A 16065-nucleotide genomic window follows, 5' to 3' on the forward strand; every position below is an offset into this window, starting at 1 on the left:
ATTAAAGGTAGAAAATACAAAGTAGAAGATTGCGAGGCAGCAAATGAGAGAGTTGCAAAAGAAAATTGTCGAATATGAGCACGTTTTGCCGGAAATCGATCCCCAGGAAGAAATCCGCAAGACAGTTGACTTCTTAAAGGATTACCTGAAGGCTAACCCCTTCTTGAAGTCATATGTTTTGGGGATTTCCGGGGGCCAGGACTCAACCTTGACCGGGAAGCTGACTCAAATGGCAATTTCCGAAATGCGGGAAGAAACTGGCGATGACAGCTACAAGTTCATCGCCGTCCGCCTGCCATACGGCGTCCAGGCCGATGCCGCTGATGCCGCTGACGCGGTAGCCTTCATCAAGCCGGACGTGGACTTGATCGAAAACATCAAGCCAGCCACTGACGCCATGGTGGCTACCTTGAAGGAAACGGGCGTGGAAGTGACCGACTTTAACAAGGGCAACATCAAGGCCCGGCAAAGAATGGTCATGCAGTATGCCATTGCCGGGGCCAATCAGGGCGCGGTTGTGGGGACTGACCACGCGGCCGAAAACGTCTCTGGTTTTTACACCAAGTATGGTGACGGCGCGGCTGACTTAACCCCGCTCTTTCGTTTGGACAAGCGGCAGGGCAAGCAGCTCTTGGCTGCTTTGGGCTGCCCGGAACACCTTTATTTGAAGGCCCCGACGGCCGACCTGGAAGAAGAAAAGCCATCCTTGCCAGATGAAGTTGCCTTGGGCGTGACCTACGAGGAAATCGATGACTACCTGGAAGGCCGGGAAGTCAGCGAGAAGGCAGCGGAAAGAATCGAAGAATTGTGGACCAAGAGCGAGCACAAACGCCACCTGCCGGTTACAATTTTTGATGATTATTACAAAAAATAGGGGCAGATTTGGTAAAAAACTTGTTTCAAGTGCCAATTTTTGCTATATTAATCATGTCATAAGGGAGTAACGGCAAGCATAGCTTGCGACAAGCCCAACAACCGGGAGCCGTGTTGGTTTCCTGGGCTTGTCTTAATTAGTGAGACTTATGTGCTTTTGTTAAGGGGCACGTAAGTCTCTTTTCTTTTTAAAGGAGGAAAATACTGTGGCTAAGAAGTATTACAGCCAGGACATCCCGGGCACTTTAGCCGAGTTTGGCTCGGATGCCAACCACGGGATCAGTTCGGCTGAAGCAAAGAAGCGCCTGGACCAATACGGCCCGAACGCTTTGGCCGGCAAGAAGAAACGTTCAATGTTTGCCCGCTTCATGGACCAATTCAAGGACTTGATGATCATCGTCCTGCTGGTTGCCGCTGTTTTGTCCGGGGTAGTTGCCCAGGAATGGACAGACGCGGGGATTATTTTAGTAGTTGTGCTTTTGAACGCGGTCCTGGGCGTGATCCAGGAAGCCCGATCAGAAGCAGCAATTGAAGCCTTGAAGGACATGTCCACGCCAAGCGCCAGGGTGCGCCGGGACGGAGCGGTAATTGAAATTCCGTCAACGGATATCGTGCCAGGTGACGTGGTCTTGCTGGAAGCCGGTGACGTGGTCCCGGCCGACCTGCGTCTTTTGGTAGCAAAAAGCTTGAAGATTGAAGAAGCTGCCTTGACTGGGGAATCAGTTCCGGTGGAAAAGAGTAATGAAACCCTGCAGGGGGAGGACATTGCCCTAGGTGACCGGATCAACATGGCTTACTCCGGCACCAACGTGACCTACGGGCGCGGGGAAGGTGTGGTTGTCGCTACGGGGATGAACACGGAAGTCGGCAACATCGCCAAGATGCTGAACGAAGCTGATGAAACTGATACTCCTCTTAAGCAGAACTTGAACCAGCTGGGCAAGACCCTGACTTACATGATCCTGGCCATCTGTGTGGTCGTCTTTATTATCGGGGTTATCCGGAACCCGCAGCATGAACCGATGAATGCTTTGCTGATCGACATGTTCTTGACGGCGGTTTCCCTGGCGGTTGCCGCTATTCCGGAAGGTCTGCCGGCGATCGTGACGATCATTTTGGCCTTGGGTACCCAGACCATGGCTGACCATAAGGCCATCGTCAGAAAGCTGCCAGCCGTTGAAACCTTGGGGGCAACGGATATCATTGCTTCTGACAAGACTGGTACCTTGACCCAGAACCGGATGACGGTGGAAAAGGTCTACTACGACGGGATCCTGCATGATGCCAGCGATGACATCGACTTGACCAACCAGGCCTTGATTACCATGCTTTTGGCCAACGACACCAAGATTAAGGACGGCGGGGAACTCTTGGGTGACCCGACTGAAACTGCCCTGGTGCAATTCGGTTTCCACAAGGATCTGCCAGTTAAAGACTTTTTGGCAGAACACCCACGGGTACAGGAAGTACCATTTGACTCTGACCGGAAGTTGATGAGTACGGTCAACAGGTATGACGGCCAGTTTATGGTTGCCGTCAAGGGCGCGCCGGACATGCTTTTGGAAAGAGTCAAGTATGTCAACATCAACGGCGAGCTGAGCGAAATCAGCGCTGAACAAAAGAAAGCCATTTTGGCAAGCAACAATGAAATGGCCAAGCAAGCCCTCCGGGTCTTGGCGATGGCTTACAAGGTTGTTGCTGAGCCATACGCTGACCCGACGACTGACAATGTTGAACAAGATCTGATCTTTGCCGGTTTGGTCGGCATGATCGACCCAGAGCGGCCGGAAGCCAAGGACGCGATCGCGGAAGCTCACCGGGCCGGGATCAGAACGATCATGATTACTGGTGACCACCAAGTTACGGCGCAGGCGATTGCCGAACGGCTGGGCCTGGTTGAAAAGGGCCGCGGCGATGCCGTGATTACCGGGGCGCAATTGGATAAGCTGAGCGACGACTACTTCACCAAGCATGTCGGTGACTACAGTGTTTATGCCCGGGTTTCACCAGAACACAAGGTTAGAATTGTGAAGGCATGGCAGGCAAATGGCAAGATCGTGGCCATGACTGGTGACGGGGTCAACGACGCGCCGAGTCTGAAGCAGGCCGACATCGGGGTCGGCATGGGGATTACCGGTACGGAAGTCTCCAAGGGCGCGGCCGACATGGTTCTGGCTGACGACAACTTCGCGACGATCGTGGAAGCGGTCAAGCAAGGGCGGAAGGTCTTTGCCAACATTCAGAAGGCGATTCTGTACTTGATGAGCTGCAACGTCGGCGAAGTATTGACGGTCTTCTTGATGACTTTGCTGGGCTGGGATGTTTTGAAGCCAGTGCAGCTTTTGTGGATCAACTTGGTAACTGATACCCTGCCGGCGATTGCCTTGGGTGTTGAACCGATTGAAAAGGGGATCATGAATAAGAAGCCGCGGGGGAAGAATTCTAACTTCTTCTCAGGTGGCGTGGCCAGCTCAATTGTCTACCAGGGGATCCTGGAAGGTGCTTTGGTCTTGACCGCTTATGGTTTGGGTCTGCACGTTTTGCCGCAGGGGACTAACCCGCATGAAGACGCGTTGACCATGGCCTTCTTGACTTTGGGTCTGATCCAGCTCTTCCACGCGGTCAACTCTAAGTACTTGAAGCAGTCTATTTTCCAAAAGAGCACTTTTGCCAACAAGTGGTTCAATGGCGCGATTGTTCTGTCAGCCTTGATTATGGCGGCAGTTGAATTGCCATTCTTGACCAGAGTCTTCTCAGTTTCAGAATTGCACCTGGACCAATGGCTGACTGTTCTGGGGATGGGCGTTTTGATGATCGTGATCGTCGAAATCGTCAAGTTCTTTGAGAGAAAAGCTGATCAACGGAATAATTAAAGATAATAATTCACAAAAATGCCTGGACGTAAGTCCAGGCATTTTTTGCTGCGTGAAAAGAGGTACGGTGAAATTGTGGGGACTTGAATCGGCTGCAATGATCTTTATATTATGTTAATAATAACGAGAGAGTTGGAGTAAATAATAAGGTTCAGTGTGGCTTTGTTTGTTAAGAAAAATAGTCTTTGTCTGTTTTTAGGGGCAGTTGTCGGTTTTATGATAACGTTAACTGAAAACATATCAACTGAGATTGGAGGGACTTTATTTACTGTTTCAAATATCTGGGATACTACCAACATTATTAATCCACTAGCGAATGTTATGGTGGAGAATCCATTACCGGCAATCTATTACCTAAATTACGCGACGACTGCAGTTTTCTATATTACGCTAACTGCTGTTTTGTTAAGAATTTGGTACATGAAGAATGTAGAGAAAGGTTAAATTATGCTAAAAACGCGTTATCAGCGCCTAATTGCCATAACACTCTTTTTGGACTTTGTGGTTAGTCTGGGCTGTGGCCTGCAGTTTGCGATGGATGGCGGAGAAGGCGAGATGCCAATGTATTATCTGAATGCCAACTTGATCAGCTTATACATCCAGCCAGGTCTAACCGTCATGGCAGCTGTCCAAATCCTTTCTTTCCGCTCAGTCCGGCCGCTTCTGGCTCCCCGCGGCAAAATGGATTACTTTGACCAGCGCCTGGCCCAGCTGCTTTTCTTAGATTTGGCCATCTACCTTGTTTTCTCCATCGTGCCCTATTTCTTTGACAAGAATCCCTGCTTCCGCTATGGCCCGGCCTGGAAGGGCACCCTCTTGCTTTTGATGCATTACCTGCTGTTCATTGCCTGCTTTATGCTGATCTTGCTCTGCATCAAGACTAAATATCCTTTCTTTATTATCGTTTTTGCCAGTACAGTACCCATTCTTTACCATTACTGGCTGGAGAAGAGCTGGCTTTTACCGAAATACGCTAATATTTATGACCCTCTCTGGCGGGCCATCCACCACATGTATATACTCTAAGTCGAGGAGGAGTTTGTATGTTGAAAGTGGCACATGTTAAGAAGAGCTTTAAAAAACTGGCCGTATTAAAGGACATCTCTTTAGAAACCCAAGCGGGTGAACTGGTCCACATCTCCGGTGTCAACGGCTGCGGCAAGTCCACCCTGTTCAAAATCATCGTCGGCCTCTTAAAAGCTGACAGCGGGGAGATCCACACTGACAAGGATGACTACCTTGGTGCCCTGATCGAAAACCCTGGCTTTATCGAATATGAAACTGCCTGGAACAACTTGACCTTTTTAGGTCACTTCAACCACCGCTTCCAACCCGAAAAGACCCGGGACCTGCTCAAGGCCTTTGACCTGGATCCGGATAACCCGCAATCCGTCGGCAACTACTCAGTCGGGATGCGGCAGAAGCTCGGGTTCGTTAACCTTATGAAAGACTTGCGCAGTGAAAACAAGACCGTCATCGTGGCCAGCCACGACGAAATTCCCGGCCTGGTCTACGACCGCCGTTTAAGAATGAAAGACGGGATCTTGCTGGCCGAAGAGTAAAAGTTGGCATTTTCCGCCTTGACTAGCTACAATAATCCCATGATTAGTGAACAAGAACTGCAGCAGCTGGTCGAAAGCATCTCCCTTGAATCCTTCAGCCGTCCCTTTCTCCACCAAGCGAAAATCAACCGCCGCCTGAAGACTACTGGCGGCCGCTACCAATTATCCGACCATCACCTGGAATTTAACCCGCTCTTTCTTAAGGAAGAAAATCTCCATTATCTGCCGGGCATCATCAAACATGAACTGGTCCACTACCACCTCCACCTGGCCGGCTTGGGCTACCAGCATAAAGACCGGGACTTCAAGCTTTTACTGCAAAAGGTAGGCGGCAGCCGCTATGCGCCAAGACTAGAAGAGAACAAAAGAAGCCGCTGGCACTACCGCTGCCGGCAATGCGGGCAGGACTACTGGCGCCAGCGGCAGGTCAACGTCAAGAAGTATTTCTGCGGCCGCTGCCGGGGAAAATTGGAAAAAATTGCCGGCCCCCTTGCCAAATGAGGGCGGCTTTGCTAAAATGTTAATGTGTTTGCGGGCGTGGCGGAATTGGCAGACGCGCAAGACTAAGGATCTTGTGACCGCTTTTGGTCGTGGAAGTTCAAGTCTTCTCGTCCGCACTAAGATAAGGAGTCGTTGTAAAACGGCTCCTTTTTTGTTGATTCTTAAAACCTGCTTTTCCTCCAATCTGTTATAATTGATAGAACACAATGCAAGATGAATAGAAGGTGTGCTAAATGTACGATTCTGAAGCCAGACAGAAGACCTTGAACCTGACGGTCAGCGCGGTCTTTGTGGCCATTCTGCTGCTGGAAGCTTTTATTCCTAATGTGGGTTACATCACGATTTTGCCGGGCCTGCCGGCCATCACCACGATTCCGCTGACAGTCGCGGTCTTTGCCTCTTTAAGAGGGCCGAAAGCCGGCGCGGCCTTTGGCTTGGCCTGGGGCCTGACTAGTTTGCTTAGGGCCTATGCTGCTCCTAATGGCCTGGTTACCATTCTCCTTTTCCAGAACCCCTTGATTGCCTTATTGCCCCGGCTTGCTGCTGGCTGGGCAGCGGGCCTGGCTGGGCAATTGGCTGATAAATGGGAGAAGGAGAGCGGAAAGCCTCTGGCTTACGCCTTAAGCGGCCTTTTAGCTTCAGCGGTCAACACGCTCATGGTGATCCTTTTGTCTGACCTGGTCTACTTCAGTCATCCCCAGAAGCTGGCTTTAGCCCTGGGGGCCAAGAGCGGGCAGTCTTTGCTGGTCATCCTCTTTACGGCCCTGGCCGTCAACGGCATTTTGGAAGCAGTCTTCAGCGGCTTGATCACGCCGCTCATTACCGCGCCCCTCAAGAAGCGCCTTAAGCGGCGCTAGAAAGCAGATAAGTATGGCTGGACACAGAAAAACACGCAAGGGCAAGCAGACGACCACTATCCTCGTGGTCCGCGTTTTTGCCATCATCCTCTTGTGCCTGGGCTTGTTCGTGGCCTTCCGCTACTACCGCCGCCAGGCCTTGCAGCAAGAACAGATCCGCCAGGCTGAACTGGCCAAGCAGGAAGCAGCCGCTAAGCTTTTGCGGCAAAAGAAAGCCTTTATCCAAAAGGTGGGGCCGATCTCGCAAAAGGTTGACAAGGGGACCGGTCTTTTGCCAAGCATCACTATCGCCCAGGCCTGCCTGGAAAGCAACTACGGGCAAAGCGCCTTGTCCCAGAAGTACAACAATCTCTTCGGGGTCAAGGGGACCAACCCTAACACTTCAGCCGTGATGACGACCAAGGAGTACAGCAACGGCAAGTGGGTGACCGTCAAGGCCCGCTTCCAAATTTATGATTCTTATGAAGCCTCGATCCGGGCCCATGTCCGCCTCTTCCAGCAGGGAACCAGCTGGAACAAGGACCAGTACAAGGACGTTTTGGCGGCCAAGGACTATAAGAGCCAGGCCAAGGCCCTGGTCACTGACGGCTATGCCACCGACCCGGACTACTCGACCAAACTCATCAATTTAATTGAACAATACAACCTGAATAAGTACGATAATTAAGCAGGTTTAACAGGGTTGCCAGAGCTTTTTGGCAGCTTTTTTTGCTATAATGGATAAGCTAAGTTTTTTGATTTTTGAAAGGGTAAAGCATGTCTGAAGCAACGATTTTACAAGGTTTGAATCCGCAACAGGTCCAGGCAGTCAAGACGACTGAAGGGCCCCTTTTGGTAATCGCCGGGGCCGGCAGTGGGAAGACCTCAGTTTTGACCAGGCGGATTGCCTACTTGGTGGAAGAAAAGCGGGTTGCTCCCTGGAACATCCTGGCCATCACCTTCACCAACAAGGCCGCTAAAGAAATGAAGGAAAGAGAAGTCAAGCTCCTGGGCGACCAGGCTGAAAGCATCTGGATGTCCACCTTCCACGCCCTCTGCGTCCGCATCCTCCGCCGGGACGGCCACTTGATCGGCTATGACCGGGACTTCTCCATCGCTGACCCTTCAGAGCAGGTGACCCTGGTCAAGCGCATCCTCCGCCAGCTGGACCTGGATCCCAAGCAATATCTGCCCCGCAACATCTTGAGCCAGATCTCCAATGCCAAGAACCGCCTGCAGACCCCGAAGCAGTATGAGGCCAGCGCGGTCGGTCCTTTTGAAAAAGTTGTCGCCGACGTCTACAAGAAATACCAGGCCATCCTGGAAAGAGACCAGATCCTGGACTTTGACGACTTGATCATGCAGACGCTGACCCTTTTTAAGGCCAGTCCTGATACCCTGGCTTACTACCAGCAGAAGTTCCGCTATCTGCTGGTTGACGAATACCAGGACACCAACGAGGCCCAGTACGAGCTCTGCCGCTTGCTGGCTGACGGCTACCACAATATCTGCGTTGTCGGGGATGCCGACCAGTCAATCTACGGCTGGCGGGGAGCCAACATGGAAAACATCCTCAACTTTGAGCATGACTACAAGAATGCCCAAACTGTCAAACTGGAGCAGAACTACCGGTCAACCGGCCACATCTTGAAGGCGGCCAACTCGGTCATTGACCACAATGAAAACCGGAAGGCCAAGAAGCTGTGGACTGACAAGGGCGACGGGGAAAAGGTCCACTACTACCAGGCCCAGAGCGACCGGGACGAAACCCGCTTCGTCCTTGCCAAGATCAAGGAAGAAGTTGACCAAAAGAAGCGCCGCTACCAGGACTTTGCCGTCCTTTACCGGACCAATGCCCAGTCCCGGGGGATGGAAGAAACTTTGGTTGAAGCCAATGTCCCTTACCAGATCGTCGGCGGGCACAAGTTCTACGACCGCAAGGAAATCAAGGACATCATGGCCTACCTCAAGCTGGTGGCCAACCCCAGCGATTCCATGAGCTTCAACCGGATCATCAACGTCCCAAAGCGGGGGATCGGCCAGGCTACGACTAGCAAATTGGCTGCCTTCGCCGACGAAATGGGGGGCGGGATCTACGAAGCCATACGCAATGTCGAATTGGCTCCGATTTCTTCCGCCGCTGCCAAAAAGCTCCTGGCCTTCAGCGACCAGCTGACTGCCGCCATTGCTTACGCCCAAGACCACACGGTCAGTGAACTGACCGACAAGATCCTGGAAGACTTCGGCTACATCAAAGCCTTGAAGGAGGAAGAAGCTCAAGGGTCCCTGGAAGCTGCCGCCCGCCTGGAAAACCTGCAGGAATTCGCTACGGTTACCAAGCGCTTTGACGACAATTACAATGAAGAAGAAAACCCGGACAGCAGCCGCTTGAGTGACTTTTTAGCGGAAGTATCCCTCTTAAGCGACCAGGATGACCTGGAAGAAAGCGATGACCGGGTAACTTTGATGACCCTGCACGCGGCTAAGGGTTTGGAATTCCCAGTCGTCTTCTTGATCGGGATGGAAGACAACATCTTCCCGCTTTCCCGGGCGATCAAGGACGAAGACCCGAACCAGCTGGAAGAAGAACGCCGCCTGGCTTACGTGGGCATTACCAGGGCCAGGGAAGAGCTTTACTTGACTTCGGCTTACACCCGGATGATGTACGGCAGCAAGCAGTATAATTCCCAGTCCCGCTTCATCGGTGAAATCAAGGATGAGGACCTGGACATCGTGGTTTCAACTGCCCCGAAGTCCAGCACTTCCTTCTTAGACCTGGACCGGCTGCCTTTTGCCGAAAAGTCCCAAGCCAAAGCTGCTCAGCCGGCTAAGATCCACCGGGCCAGCAAGGCAGCCGGGGCCGTCGGCGCTGAAAAGAAGGGCTGGCACCCTGGCGACCAGGTAGAGCACAAGAGCTGGGGCAAGGGCGTGGTCATCAAGGTCACCGGCTCTGGCGAAGACATGGAACTGGACATTGCTTTTGCAAGCAAGGGCAACAAGCGCCTGCTGGCGGCTTTTGCCCCGATCAAGAAAATTTAGGTGAAGAAGCATGGCTGAAAGTTTAGAAGAAGCAAAACAGGAAGTCCGCCAATTGCGGGCCCAGCTGGACCAGTGGGCCAAGGCCTACTATGAGCAGGACGCTCCGGTGGTTGAAGACCACGTTTATGATGAAAAATACGCCCGCCTGCTGGAACTGGAAGCTGCCTATCCGGAATTAAAGTCAGCTGACTCCATCACCCAGAGGGTCGGCGGCGAGGTCAACAGCGACCTGCCCAAAGTTGAGCACCAAGTGCCAATGCTGTCGATGGGGGACGTTTTTTCCAAAGAAGAGCTGGCGGAATTTGACCAGCGGGTGCAAAAAGCAATCGGCCACCCTGTGGCCTACAATGTCGAATTGAAAATCGACGGCCTGTCCCTGTCTTTGGAATATGAAGAAGGGCGCTTAAAGCGAGCCTCAACCCGGGGCAATGGCCAGGTTGGCGAAGATGTGACCAAGAATGTCAAGTATATCAAGGACGTGCCCCAGAAATTGCCGAAAGCCATTACCACTGAAGTGCGGGGGGAATGCTACATGAGCAAGGAGGCTTTCGCCAAATTGAACCAGGAGCGGGACGAGGCCGGGGAGAGTATCTTTGCCAATCCGAGAAACGCCGCGGCTGGTTCTCTGCGTCAGCTGGACCCGAAGGTGACAAAAAAGCGGCAGCTGAGCACCTTTATCTATACCTGGATCAACCCACCAGCCGGTATCGACTCCCAGCACCAGGCGATCTGTGAGATGGCCAAGCTAGGCTTTCACACCAATGAAAACGGCCGCCGGCTGGAAAATCTGGCAGACGTCTACGACTATATCGACGAATTTACCAAAAAGCGCGACAGCCTGCCTTACGTGATCGACGGCATTGTCTTGAAAGTCGATGATCTGGCCCTGCAGGCGGACTTGGGCAACACCGTCAAGGTGCCCCGCTGGGAAATTGCCTACAAGTTCCCGCCGGAAGAAGAAGAAACAGTAGTCCGGGAGATTGAATGGACCGTGGGAAGAACCGGGGTCGTGACCCCGACTGCCGTGATGGATCCGGTGCGATTAGCCGGGACCACGGTAGCCCGGGCCTCTTTGCACAATCCGGACCTTTTGGCCAAACTGGACGTCCGCTTGGGCGACACGGTCAAGCTGCACAAGGCCGGCGACATCATTCCGGAAATTTCCGAAGTTGTCTTAAGCAAGCGGCCAGAAGACTCTGTTCCCTATGAAGTGCCAACTAAGTGCCCTTCCTGCGGGGAAGACCTGGTTCACTTGAATGAAGAAGTGGCCCTGCGCTGCATTAACCCGTCCTGCCCTGCCCAAGTTGAAGAAGGGATTACCCACTTCGCCTCCCGGCAGGCCATGAACATCGCTGGCCTTGGCCCAAAGATCGTCAAGCAGCTGATCGCCAAGGACCTGGTGCACAATGTAGCTGACCTTTACTATCTGACAGCCGACGACTTGAGCCAGCTGGACCACTTTAAGGAGAAGTCGATCAACAATCTTCTGGCGGCCATTGACCAAAGCCGGAAGAATTCCGTTGAGCTGGTCCTCTTTGGCCTGGGGATCGACAATGTAGGCAGGAAAGCCGCCCAATTGATTGCCCAGAAATTTAAAAATATGTCTAAAATCGCTTCAGCAAGCGTGCAAGAACTGACGGCAATCGATACAATAGGAATGACGATTGCTGAGTCTTTGACGGCTTACTTCCAGCAGGAAGAAGCCAAGAAGCTGCTGACCCGGCTGGAAGAGGCCGGGGTCAACATGGACTACTTAGGCGAAGACGGGGAAGCCGCAGACAACTTCTTCAAGGGCAAGACGGTGGTCTTGACCGGGAAACTGGCCCACTATAGCCGGGCGGAGTTTACCAAGAAGCTGCAGGCCTTGGGAGCCAAGGTGACCGGGTCAGTTTCCAAGAAGACCGACTGCCTGGTTTACGGGGAAGATGCCGGCAGCAAACTGGCCAAGGCAGAAGCCCTGGATATTCCGCGCTTAACGGAGGCAGAAGCAATCTCTAAGATCGAAGAGAAGGACACGGAAAAGTGAAGAGATTTTTACAGGCAATAACTTTGGCAAGCTGCAGCCTTCTGCTGGCGGCTTGCGGCAACTTGAAGAATTCCGACCTGGCCAGCAACTCAACGACGACGACCAGCAAGGCGAAGAAGTACGAGACGACTTCCAGCACTGATGGCGGCTACTCCGTCCTTTTGAAAAAGGGGGTCTACAAGACCAGCCCGATCTCCGGCCTGGAAGCCACCAACTATGACAACAGCGTGGACGAGTCGGCCATGGAACGGGGCTTGATCCGGGTCTCCAAGAAGGTCTTCTCAACCAAGGACTATGTCATCCAGGAAGGCCAGCAGCTCGACGAAACGACGGTCACCAACTGGCTGGGCCGGTATTCAAAGAGCAACAAAGAGGGGCTGAACCTCAAGAACAACGGCAAGACCGGGTCAACGACCAGAAACCCGATCATCTTGCAGCAGATCATGGAAGAAGACTTCTATGTCAAGAGCGGGTCCAGCTATAAGCTGGCCGGCATCAGCATCAGCCTGGGCCTCAACTCAGTCGACTACTACACCAAGACGACTGACGGGGCCGAATACAGCACTAAGATTTCCCTGGCCAAGCGGCGGGCCTTCGGGCAGAAGACGGCCAACACGATCGTCTCCCGCTTGCACGCCAAGAAGAAGCTTAAGAATATCCCGATCATGGTTGGCCTTTTCTCTAAGACCGACACCGACTCATTAGTTGGGGGAACTTACTTCTCATATGGGACAGCTAGCGCAAATAGTAGTAAAATATCTAAATGGAATCCCGTGAACGAAAAGACCCAGGTGCTGCCGACAGTCGATGGAGCCAGCGCGGTCAGTGCCAGTGACGAATCCAAATTCACCAGCTTTAAGGATGAAATTGAGGATTACTTCCCGAACGTTTCCGGGGTCACGGCCACTCTGCGCTACTACGATGGCAAGCTGGCTTACGAAAGCATCGCCATCACCACGCAGTTCTATGGCTATCTGCAGGTACAAAGCTTTGCCCAGACGGTTATGAGCCGGGCAAAGAAGTATCTGGGAACCAGCTCACCGGTTGAAATCACCATTTCCTCGGTCAACGACACCCAAGCGGTCGTCGCCAAGGAAACGGCTACCGGGTCTTATCGGATGCACATCTATGGCGGTAATTAGGAGGTACATAAGTGGAAAAGGTAACAAATGATACTATCAAGCACGTTGCGGCATTAGCCCAGCTTGAATTCGGCGAAGAAGAACTGGCCAAGTTCACCTCGCAAATGGGGAAGATTCTGGAAATGGCAGAAGAACTTCAAGCCGTTGACACGACTGGCGTTGAAGAAACGGTGCAAGTAGTTGATCGCGACACTGTCTTCAGAGAAGACGTTCCTGAAAAGTGGCAGACCCGCGAAGAAATGATGAAGAACGTTCCTGACAAGAGCAATGGTTTTGTCAAGGTACCTGTAATTATCGATAAGGATGATAACCAATAATGAACTACTTAAACGAAACGATCGATTCCTTAAACTACAAGCTGAAGAGCGGCGCTGTTTCTGCTGACCAATTGGCCAAGGACACCATCGCCAACATCAAGAAGACTGACGAAAAGATAAACGCCTTTATCACTGTAAATGAAGACGCCAAGCCAGCAGAAGACCTTGACTTTAAAAACAAATTGGCCGGCGTGCCGATTGCCATCAAGGACAACATCATCACCAATGGCTTGAAGACGACGGCAGCCAGCCACATTTTGTACAACTTTGAACCAGTTTACGAATCAACTGTTGTTGCCAAGCTGAAGGCAGCCCAAGCTACCATCATCGGCAAGACCAACATGGACGAATTCGCCATGGGGTCATCCACTGAAACTTCTTACTTCGGTGCCACCAAGAACCCATGGAACTTAAACAAGGTGCCAGGCGGTTCATCCGGTGGTTCTGCAGCGGCTGTTGCCAGCGGTGAAGTGGTTGCTGCCCTGGGTAGTGACACCGGTGGTTCAATCCGCCAGCCAGCATCTTTCAACGGTATCTTCGGGATCAAGCCGACTTACGGCCGGGTATCCCGCTGGGGCTTGATCGCTTTTGCCTCATCACTGGACCAAATCGGGGTGATGAGCAAGCGGGTCAAGGACTCAGCTGAAGTTCTGAACGTGATCGCCGGGGCTGATGACCGCGACGCTACTGTTTCAGAAAAAGAAGTCCCAGACTACACCAGCTTCCTGGGCAAGGACGTCAAGGGCCTGCGGGTTGCCGTTCCTAAGGAATACATGAGCGACGCCGTTGAAGAAGGCGTCCGCAAGGCAGTTGAAGCCCAAATCGAACTTCTGCGGGCAAACGGGGCCATCATCAATGAAGTTTCCCTGCCGCACACCAAGTATGTGGTGCCAACTTACTACATCATAGCTTCCAGTGAAGCTTCAGCCAACCTGGAACGTTACGACGGGATCCGTTACGGTTACCGGGCAGAAGCCAAGAACCTGGACGAAGTCTTCCTCAAGTCCCGGTCAGAAGGCTTTGGCGACGAAGTAAAGCGGAGAATCATGCTGGGTTCCTTCGCCCTGTCCGCCGGCGCTTACGACAAGTTCTTCCTGCAGGCGGCCAAGGTAAGAACTTTAATTTGTCAAGACTTCGACAAGATCTTCGAAGACAACGATGTTATTGTCGGGCCGGTTTCTACCGAAACTGCTTTTGACTTGAACTCAGAAATTTCTGACCAGATCAAGATGTACAACAACGACATCTTGACGATTTCCGCCAACATGGCCGGGATTCCGGCAGCCAGCGTGCCAGCCGGCTTGAGCGAAACGACGGGGATGCCGGTCGGCTTCCAAATCATGGCCAAGCGCTTTGACGAAGGCCATGTCTTCCAAGTAGCTGACTTCATCGAACGCAACAACAAGTTCTACGAACAAACACCAGCTGGATTGGAGGATTAATTTAAATGAATTTTACGTCAACTATCGGTCTGGAAGTCCACTTTGAGTTGAAGACCAAGAGCAAGATCTTTTCACCTTCACCAGTAACTTACGGGGCCAAGCCAAACACCGAAACCAACGTTATTGACTGGGGTTACCCAGGTACCTTGCCAATGGTTAACAAGGAAGTCTACCGCCTGGGCTTGATGGTCGCTTTGGCCACCCACTCTCACATTAACCCGGTAACCCATTTTGACCGGAAGAACTACTTCTACCCGGACAACCCAAAGGCTTACCAAATCACTCAATTCTTCAAGCCACTGGCTGAAAACGGCTATGTTGAAGTCGAAGTTCACGGCAAGAAGAAGAAGATCCATATCCACGAAATGCACATCGAAGAAGACGCCGGTAAGAACACCCACGGGACCAACGGCTTCTCCTACGTTGACTACAACCGGCAAGGGGTACCGCTTTTGGAAGTTGTTTCTGAACCAGAAATGACTGACCCGGACGAAGCTGTTGCCTACCTGGAAAAGCTGCGGGAAATCGTGCAATTTACCGGGGCTTCTGACGTTAAGATGGAGGAAGGGTCAATGAGAATTGACACCAACATCTCCATCCGCCCAGCTGGCCAGAAGGAATTAGGGACCAAGGTTGAAATGAAGAACCTGAACTCCTTTGAACACGTCCGTCTGTCCCTGGCTTACGAACAAAAGCGCCAGCAGGAAATCCTCCTGTCCGGTGGCCGGGTTCGCCTGTCTACCCGCCGTTTTGACACCAACACGGGCAAGACTGTCCTGGAACGTGTCAAGGAAGGGGACGCGGACTACCGTTACTTCCCAGAACCAGACCTGCCTCCATACCACATCAAGCAGGAATGGGTTGATGAAATCGCGGCCAACTTGCCAAAGACGGCTGACGAACGGCGGAAGATCTACGTTGATGAATACGGCCTTAAGCCATACGACGCGAATGTTTTGCTGCAAAACAAGGAAAGCTCAGACTTCTTTGACGCTACTGTAGCAGCTGGTGCTGACCCGCAACAAGCAGCCAACTGGATGAACACCCAGGTTAACGGCTACTTGAACGAAAAGCATGCTGAACTCAAGGACATTGCCTTGACTCCAGAAAACCTGGCAGCCATGATCAAGCTGATTTCTGACGGGACGATCTCATCCAAGATCGCCAAGAAGGTCTTCGCGGAAACTGTTGCCAACGGCACTGACCCGAAGAAGTACGTTGAAGAAAACGGCATGGCGCAATTGTCAGACGAAAGCGTCCTGGCACCAATGGTCAAGGAAGTTGTTGACGCCAACCCGCAGTCTGTCGAAGACTACAAGAACGGTAAGGACCGGGCTATCGGCTTCCTGGTTGGGCAAATCATGAAGCAGACCCGGGGCAAGGCCAACCCTAAGGTGATCAACAAGCTCCTATTGGCCGACCTGGCCAGCCGTTAAGGCAGGAGAAAATTTTTT

Annotated in this window: 13 protein-coding genes and 1 tRNA gene; all 14 read left to right on the plus strand. The window is 52.3% G+C overall.

Annotated features, from left to right (window positions below; all coding sequences use genetic code 11):
* Window positions 1–43 precede the first annotated feature (43 nt).
* Entirely contained in the window at window positions 44–874 is an 831-nt protein-coding gene (gene nadE / locus DS743_RS05785; protein WP_002878098.1) for an NAD(+) synthase, read from the plus strand.
* A 205-nt stretch (window positions 875–1079) separates the two neighbouring features.
* The gene (locus DS743_RS05790) at window positions 1080–3746 is read left to right on the plus strand and encodes a calcium-translocating P-type ATPase, PMCA-type (RefSeq protein ID WP_035183810.1); all 2667 of its coding nucleotides are present in this window, start codon (window positions 1080–1082) and stop codon (window positions 3744–3746) included.
* Window positions 3747–4301: 555 nt separating this feature from the next.
* The gene (locus DS743_RS05795; RefSeq protein ID WP_003614812.1) at window positions 4302–4772 is read left to right on the plus strand and encodes a hypothetical protein; all 471 of its coding nucleotides are present in this window, start codon (window positions 4302–4304) and stop codon (window positions 4770–4772) included.
* Between the two features lie 17 nt (window positions 4773–4789).
* Window positions 4790–5308 carry an ATP-binding cassette domain-containing protein gene (locus DS743_RS05800; RefSeq protein ID WP_035183805.1) on the plus strand — a complete coding sequence of 173 codons (519 nt, stop codon included), beginning with the start codon at window positions 4790–4792 and terminating at the stop codon, window positions 5306–5308.
* Between the two features lie 42 nt (window positions 5309–5350).
* Window positions 5351–5809, plus strand: a complete 459-nt coding sequence (locus tag DS743_RS05805; RefSeq protein WP_035161059.1) for a SprT family protein — start codon at window positions 5351–5353, stop codon at window positions 5807–5809.
* Between the two features lie 30 nt (window positions 5810–5839).
* Window positions 5840–5925: transfer RNA gene (locus DS743_RS05810), tRNA-Leu, on the plus strand.
* Window positions 5926–6042: 117 nt separating this feature from the next.
* Window positions 6043–6666: an ECF transporter S component gene (locus tag DS743_RS05815; protein ID WP_035183802.1), complete on the plus strand. Its 624-nt coding sequence runs from the start codon at window positions 6043–6045 to the stop codon at window positions 6664–6666.
* Between the two features lie 13 nt (window positions 6667–6679).
* Window positions 6680–7333 (plus strand): glycoside hydrolase family 73 protein, encoded by a 654-nt coding sequence (locus DS743_RS05820; protein ID WP_003617011.1) that lies wholly within the window; start codon window positions 6680–6682, stop codon window positions 7331–7333.
* Between the two features lie 89 nt (window positions 7334–7422).
* Window positions 7423–9684 (plus strand): DNA helicase PcrA, encoded by a 2262-nt coding sequence (pcrA, locus tag DS743_RS05825; protein ID WP_035183799.1) that lies wholly within the window; start codon window positions 7423–7425, stop codon window positions 9682–9684.
* A gap of 10 nt (window positions 9685–9694) precedes the next feature.
* Window positions 9695–11710 carry an NAD-dependent DNA ligase LigA gene (ligA, locus tag DS743_RS05830; protein WP_035183798.1) on the plus strand — a complete coding sequence of 672 codons (2016 nt, stop codon included), beginning with the start codon at window positions 9695–9697 and terminating at the stop codon, window positions 11708–11710.
* A complete protein-coding gene (locus DS743_RS05835; RefSeq protein ID WP_035183797.1) occupies window positions 11707–12852 on the plus strand; it encodes a CamS family sex pheromone protein in 1146 nt (381 codons plus the stop codon). Before ligA ends, DS743_RS05835 begins: the two co-directional genes overlap by 4 nt.
* A gap of 11 nt (window positions 12853–12863) precedes the next feature.
* A complete protein-coding gene (gatC, locus tag DS743_RS05840) occupies window positions 12864–13169 on the plus strand; it encodes an Asp-tRNA(Asn)/Glu-tRNA(Gln) amidotransferase subunit GatC (RefSeq protein ID WP_035183796.1) in 306 nt (101 codons plus the stop codon).
* Entirely contained in the window at window positions 13169–14611 is a 1443-nt protein-coding gene (gatA, locus tag DS743_RS05845) for an Asp-tRNA(Asn)/Glu-tRNA(Gln) amidotransferase subunit GatA (protein WP_035183794.1), read from the plus strand. Before gatC ends, gatA begins: the two co-directional genes overlap by 1 nt.
* Window positions 14612–14616: 5 nt before the next feature.
* Window positions 14617–16047 carry an Asp-tRNA(Asn)/Glu-tRNA(Gln) amidotransferase subunit GatB gene (gene gatB / locus DS743_RS05850; RefSeq protein ID WP_003617022.1) on the plus strand — a complete coding sequence of 477 codons (1431 nt, stop codon included), beginning with the start codon at window positions 14617–14619 and terminating at the stop codon, window positions 16045–16047.
* Window positions 16048–16065 lie beyond the last annotated feature (18 nt).

Source organism: Lactobacillus leichmannii (genome assembly GCF_024701915.1).
GTDB classification, from domain to species: domain Bacteria; phylum Bacillota; class Bacilli; order Lactobacillales; family Lactobacillaceae; genus Lactobacillus; species Lactobacillus delbrueckii.

Coding starts and splice junctions, on each gene's coding strand:
- nadE (WP_002878098.1), top strand. CDS start 44: ATGAGAGAGTTGCAAAAGAAAATTGTCGAATATGAGCACGTTTTGCCG.
- gatB (WP_003617022.1), top strand. CDS start 14,617: ATGAATTTTACGTCAACTATCGGTCTGGAAGTCCACTTTGAGTTGAAG.
- DS743_RS05795 (WP_003614812.1), top strand. CDS start 4,302: ATGCCAATGTATTATCTGAATGCCAACTTGATCAGCTTATACATCCAG.
- DS743_RS05820 (WP_003617011.1), top strand. CDS start 6,680: ATGGCTGGACACAGAAAAACACGCAAGGGCAAGCAGACGACCACTATC.
- gatA (WP_035183794.1), top strand. CDS start 13,169: ATGAACTACTTAAACGAAACGATCGATTCCTTAAACTACAAGCTGAAG.
- ligA (WP_035183798.1), top strand. CDS start 9,695: ATGGCTGAAAGTTTAGAAGAAGCAAAACAGGAAGTCCGCCAATTGCGG.
- DS743_RS05800 (WP_035183805.1), top strand. CDS start 4,790: ATGTTGAAAGTGGCACATGTTAAGAAGAGCTTTAAAAAACTGGCCGTA.
- pcrA (WP_035183799.1), top strand. CDS start 7,423: ATGTCTGAAGCAACGATTTTACAAGGTTTGAATCCGCAACAGGTCCAG.
- DS743_RS05815 (WP_035183802.1), top strand. CDS start 6,043: ATGTACGATTCTGAAGCCAGACAGAAGACCTTGAACCTGACGGTCAGC.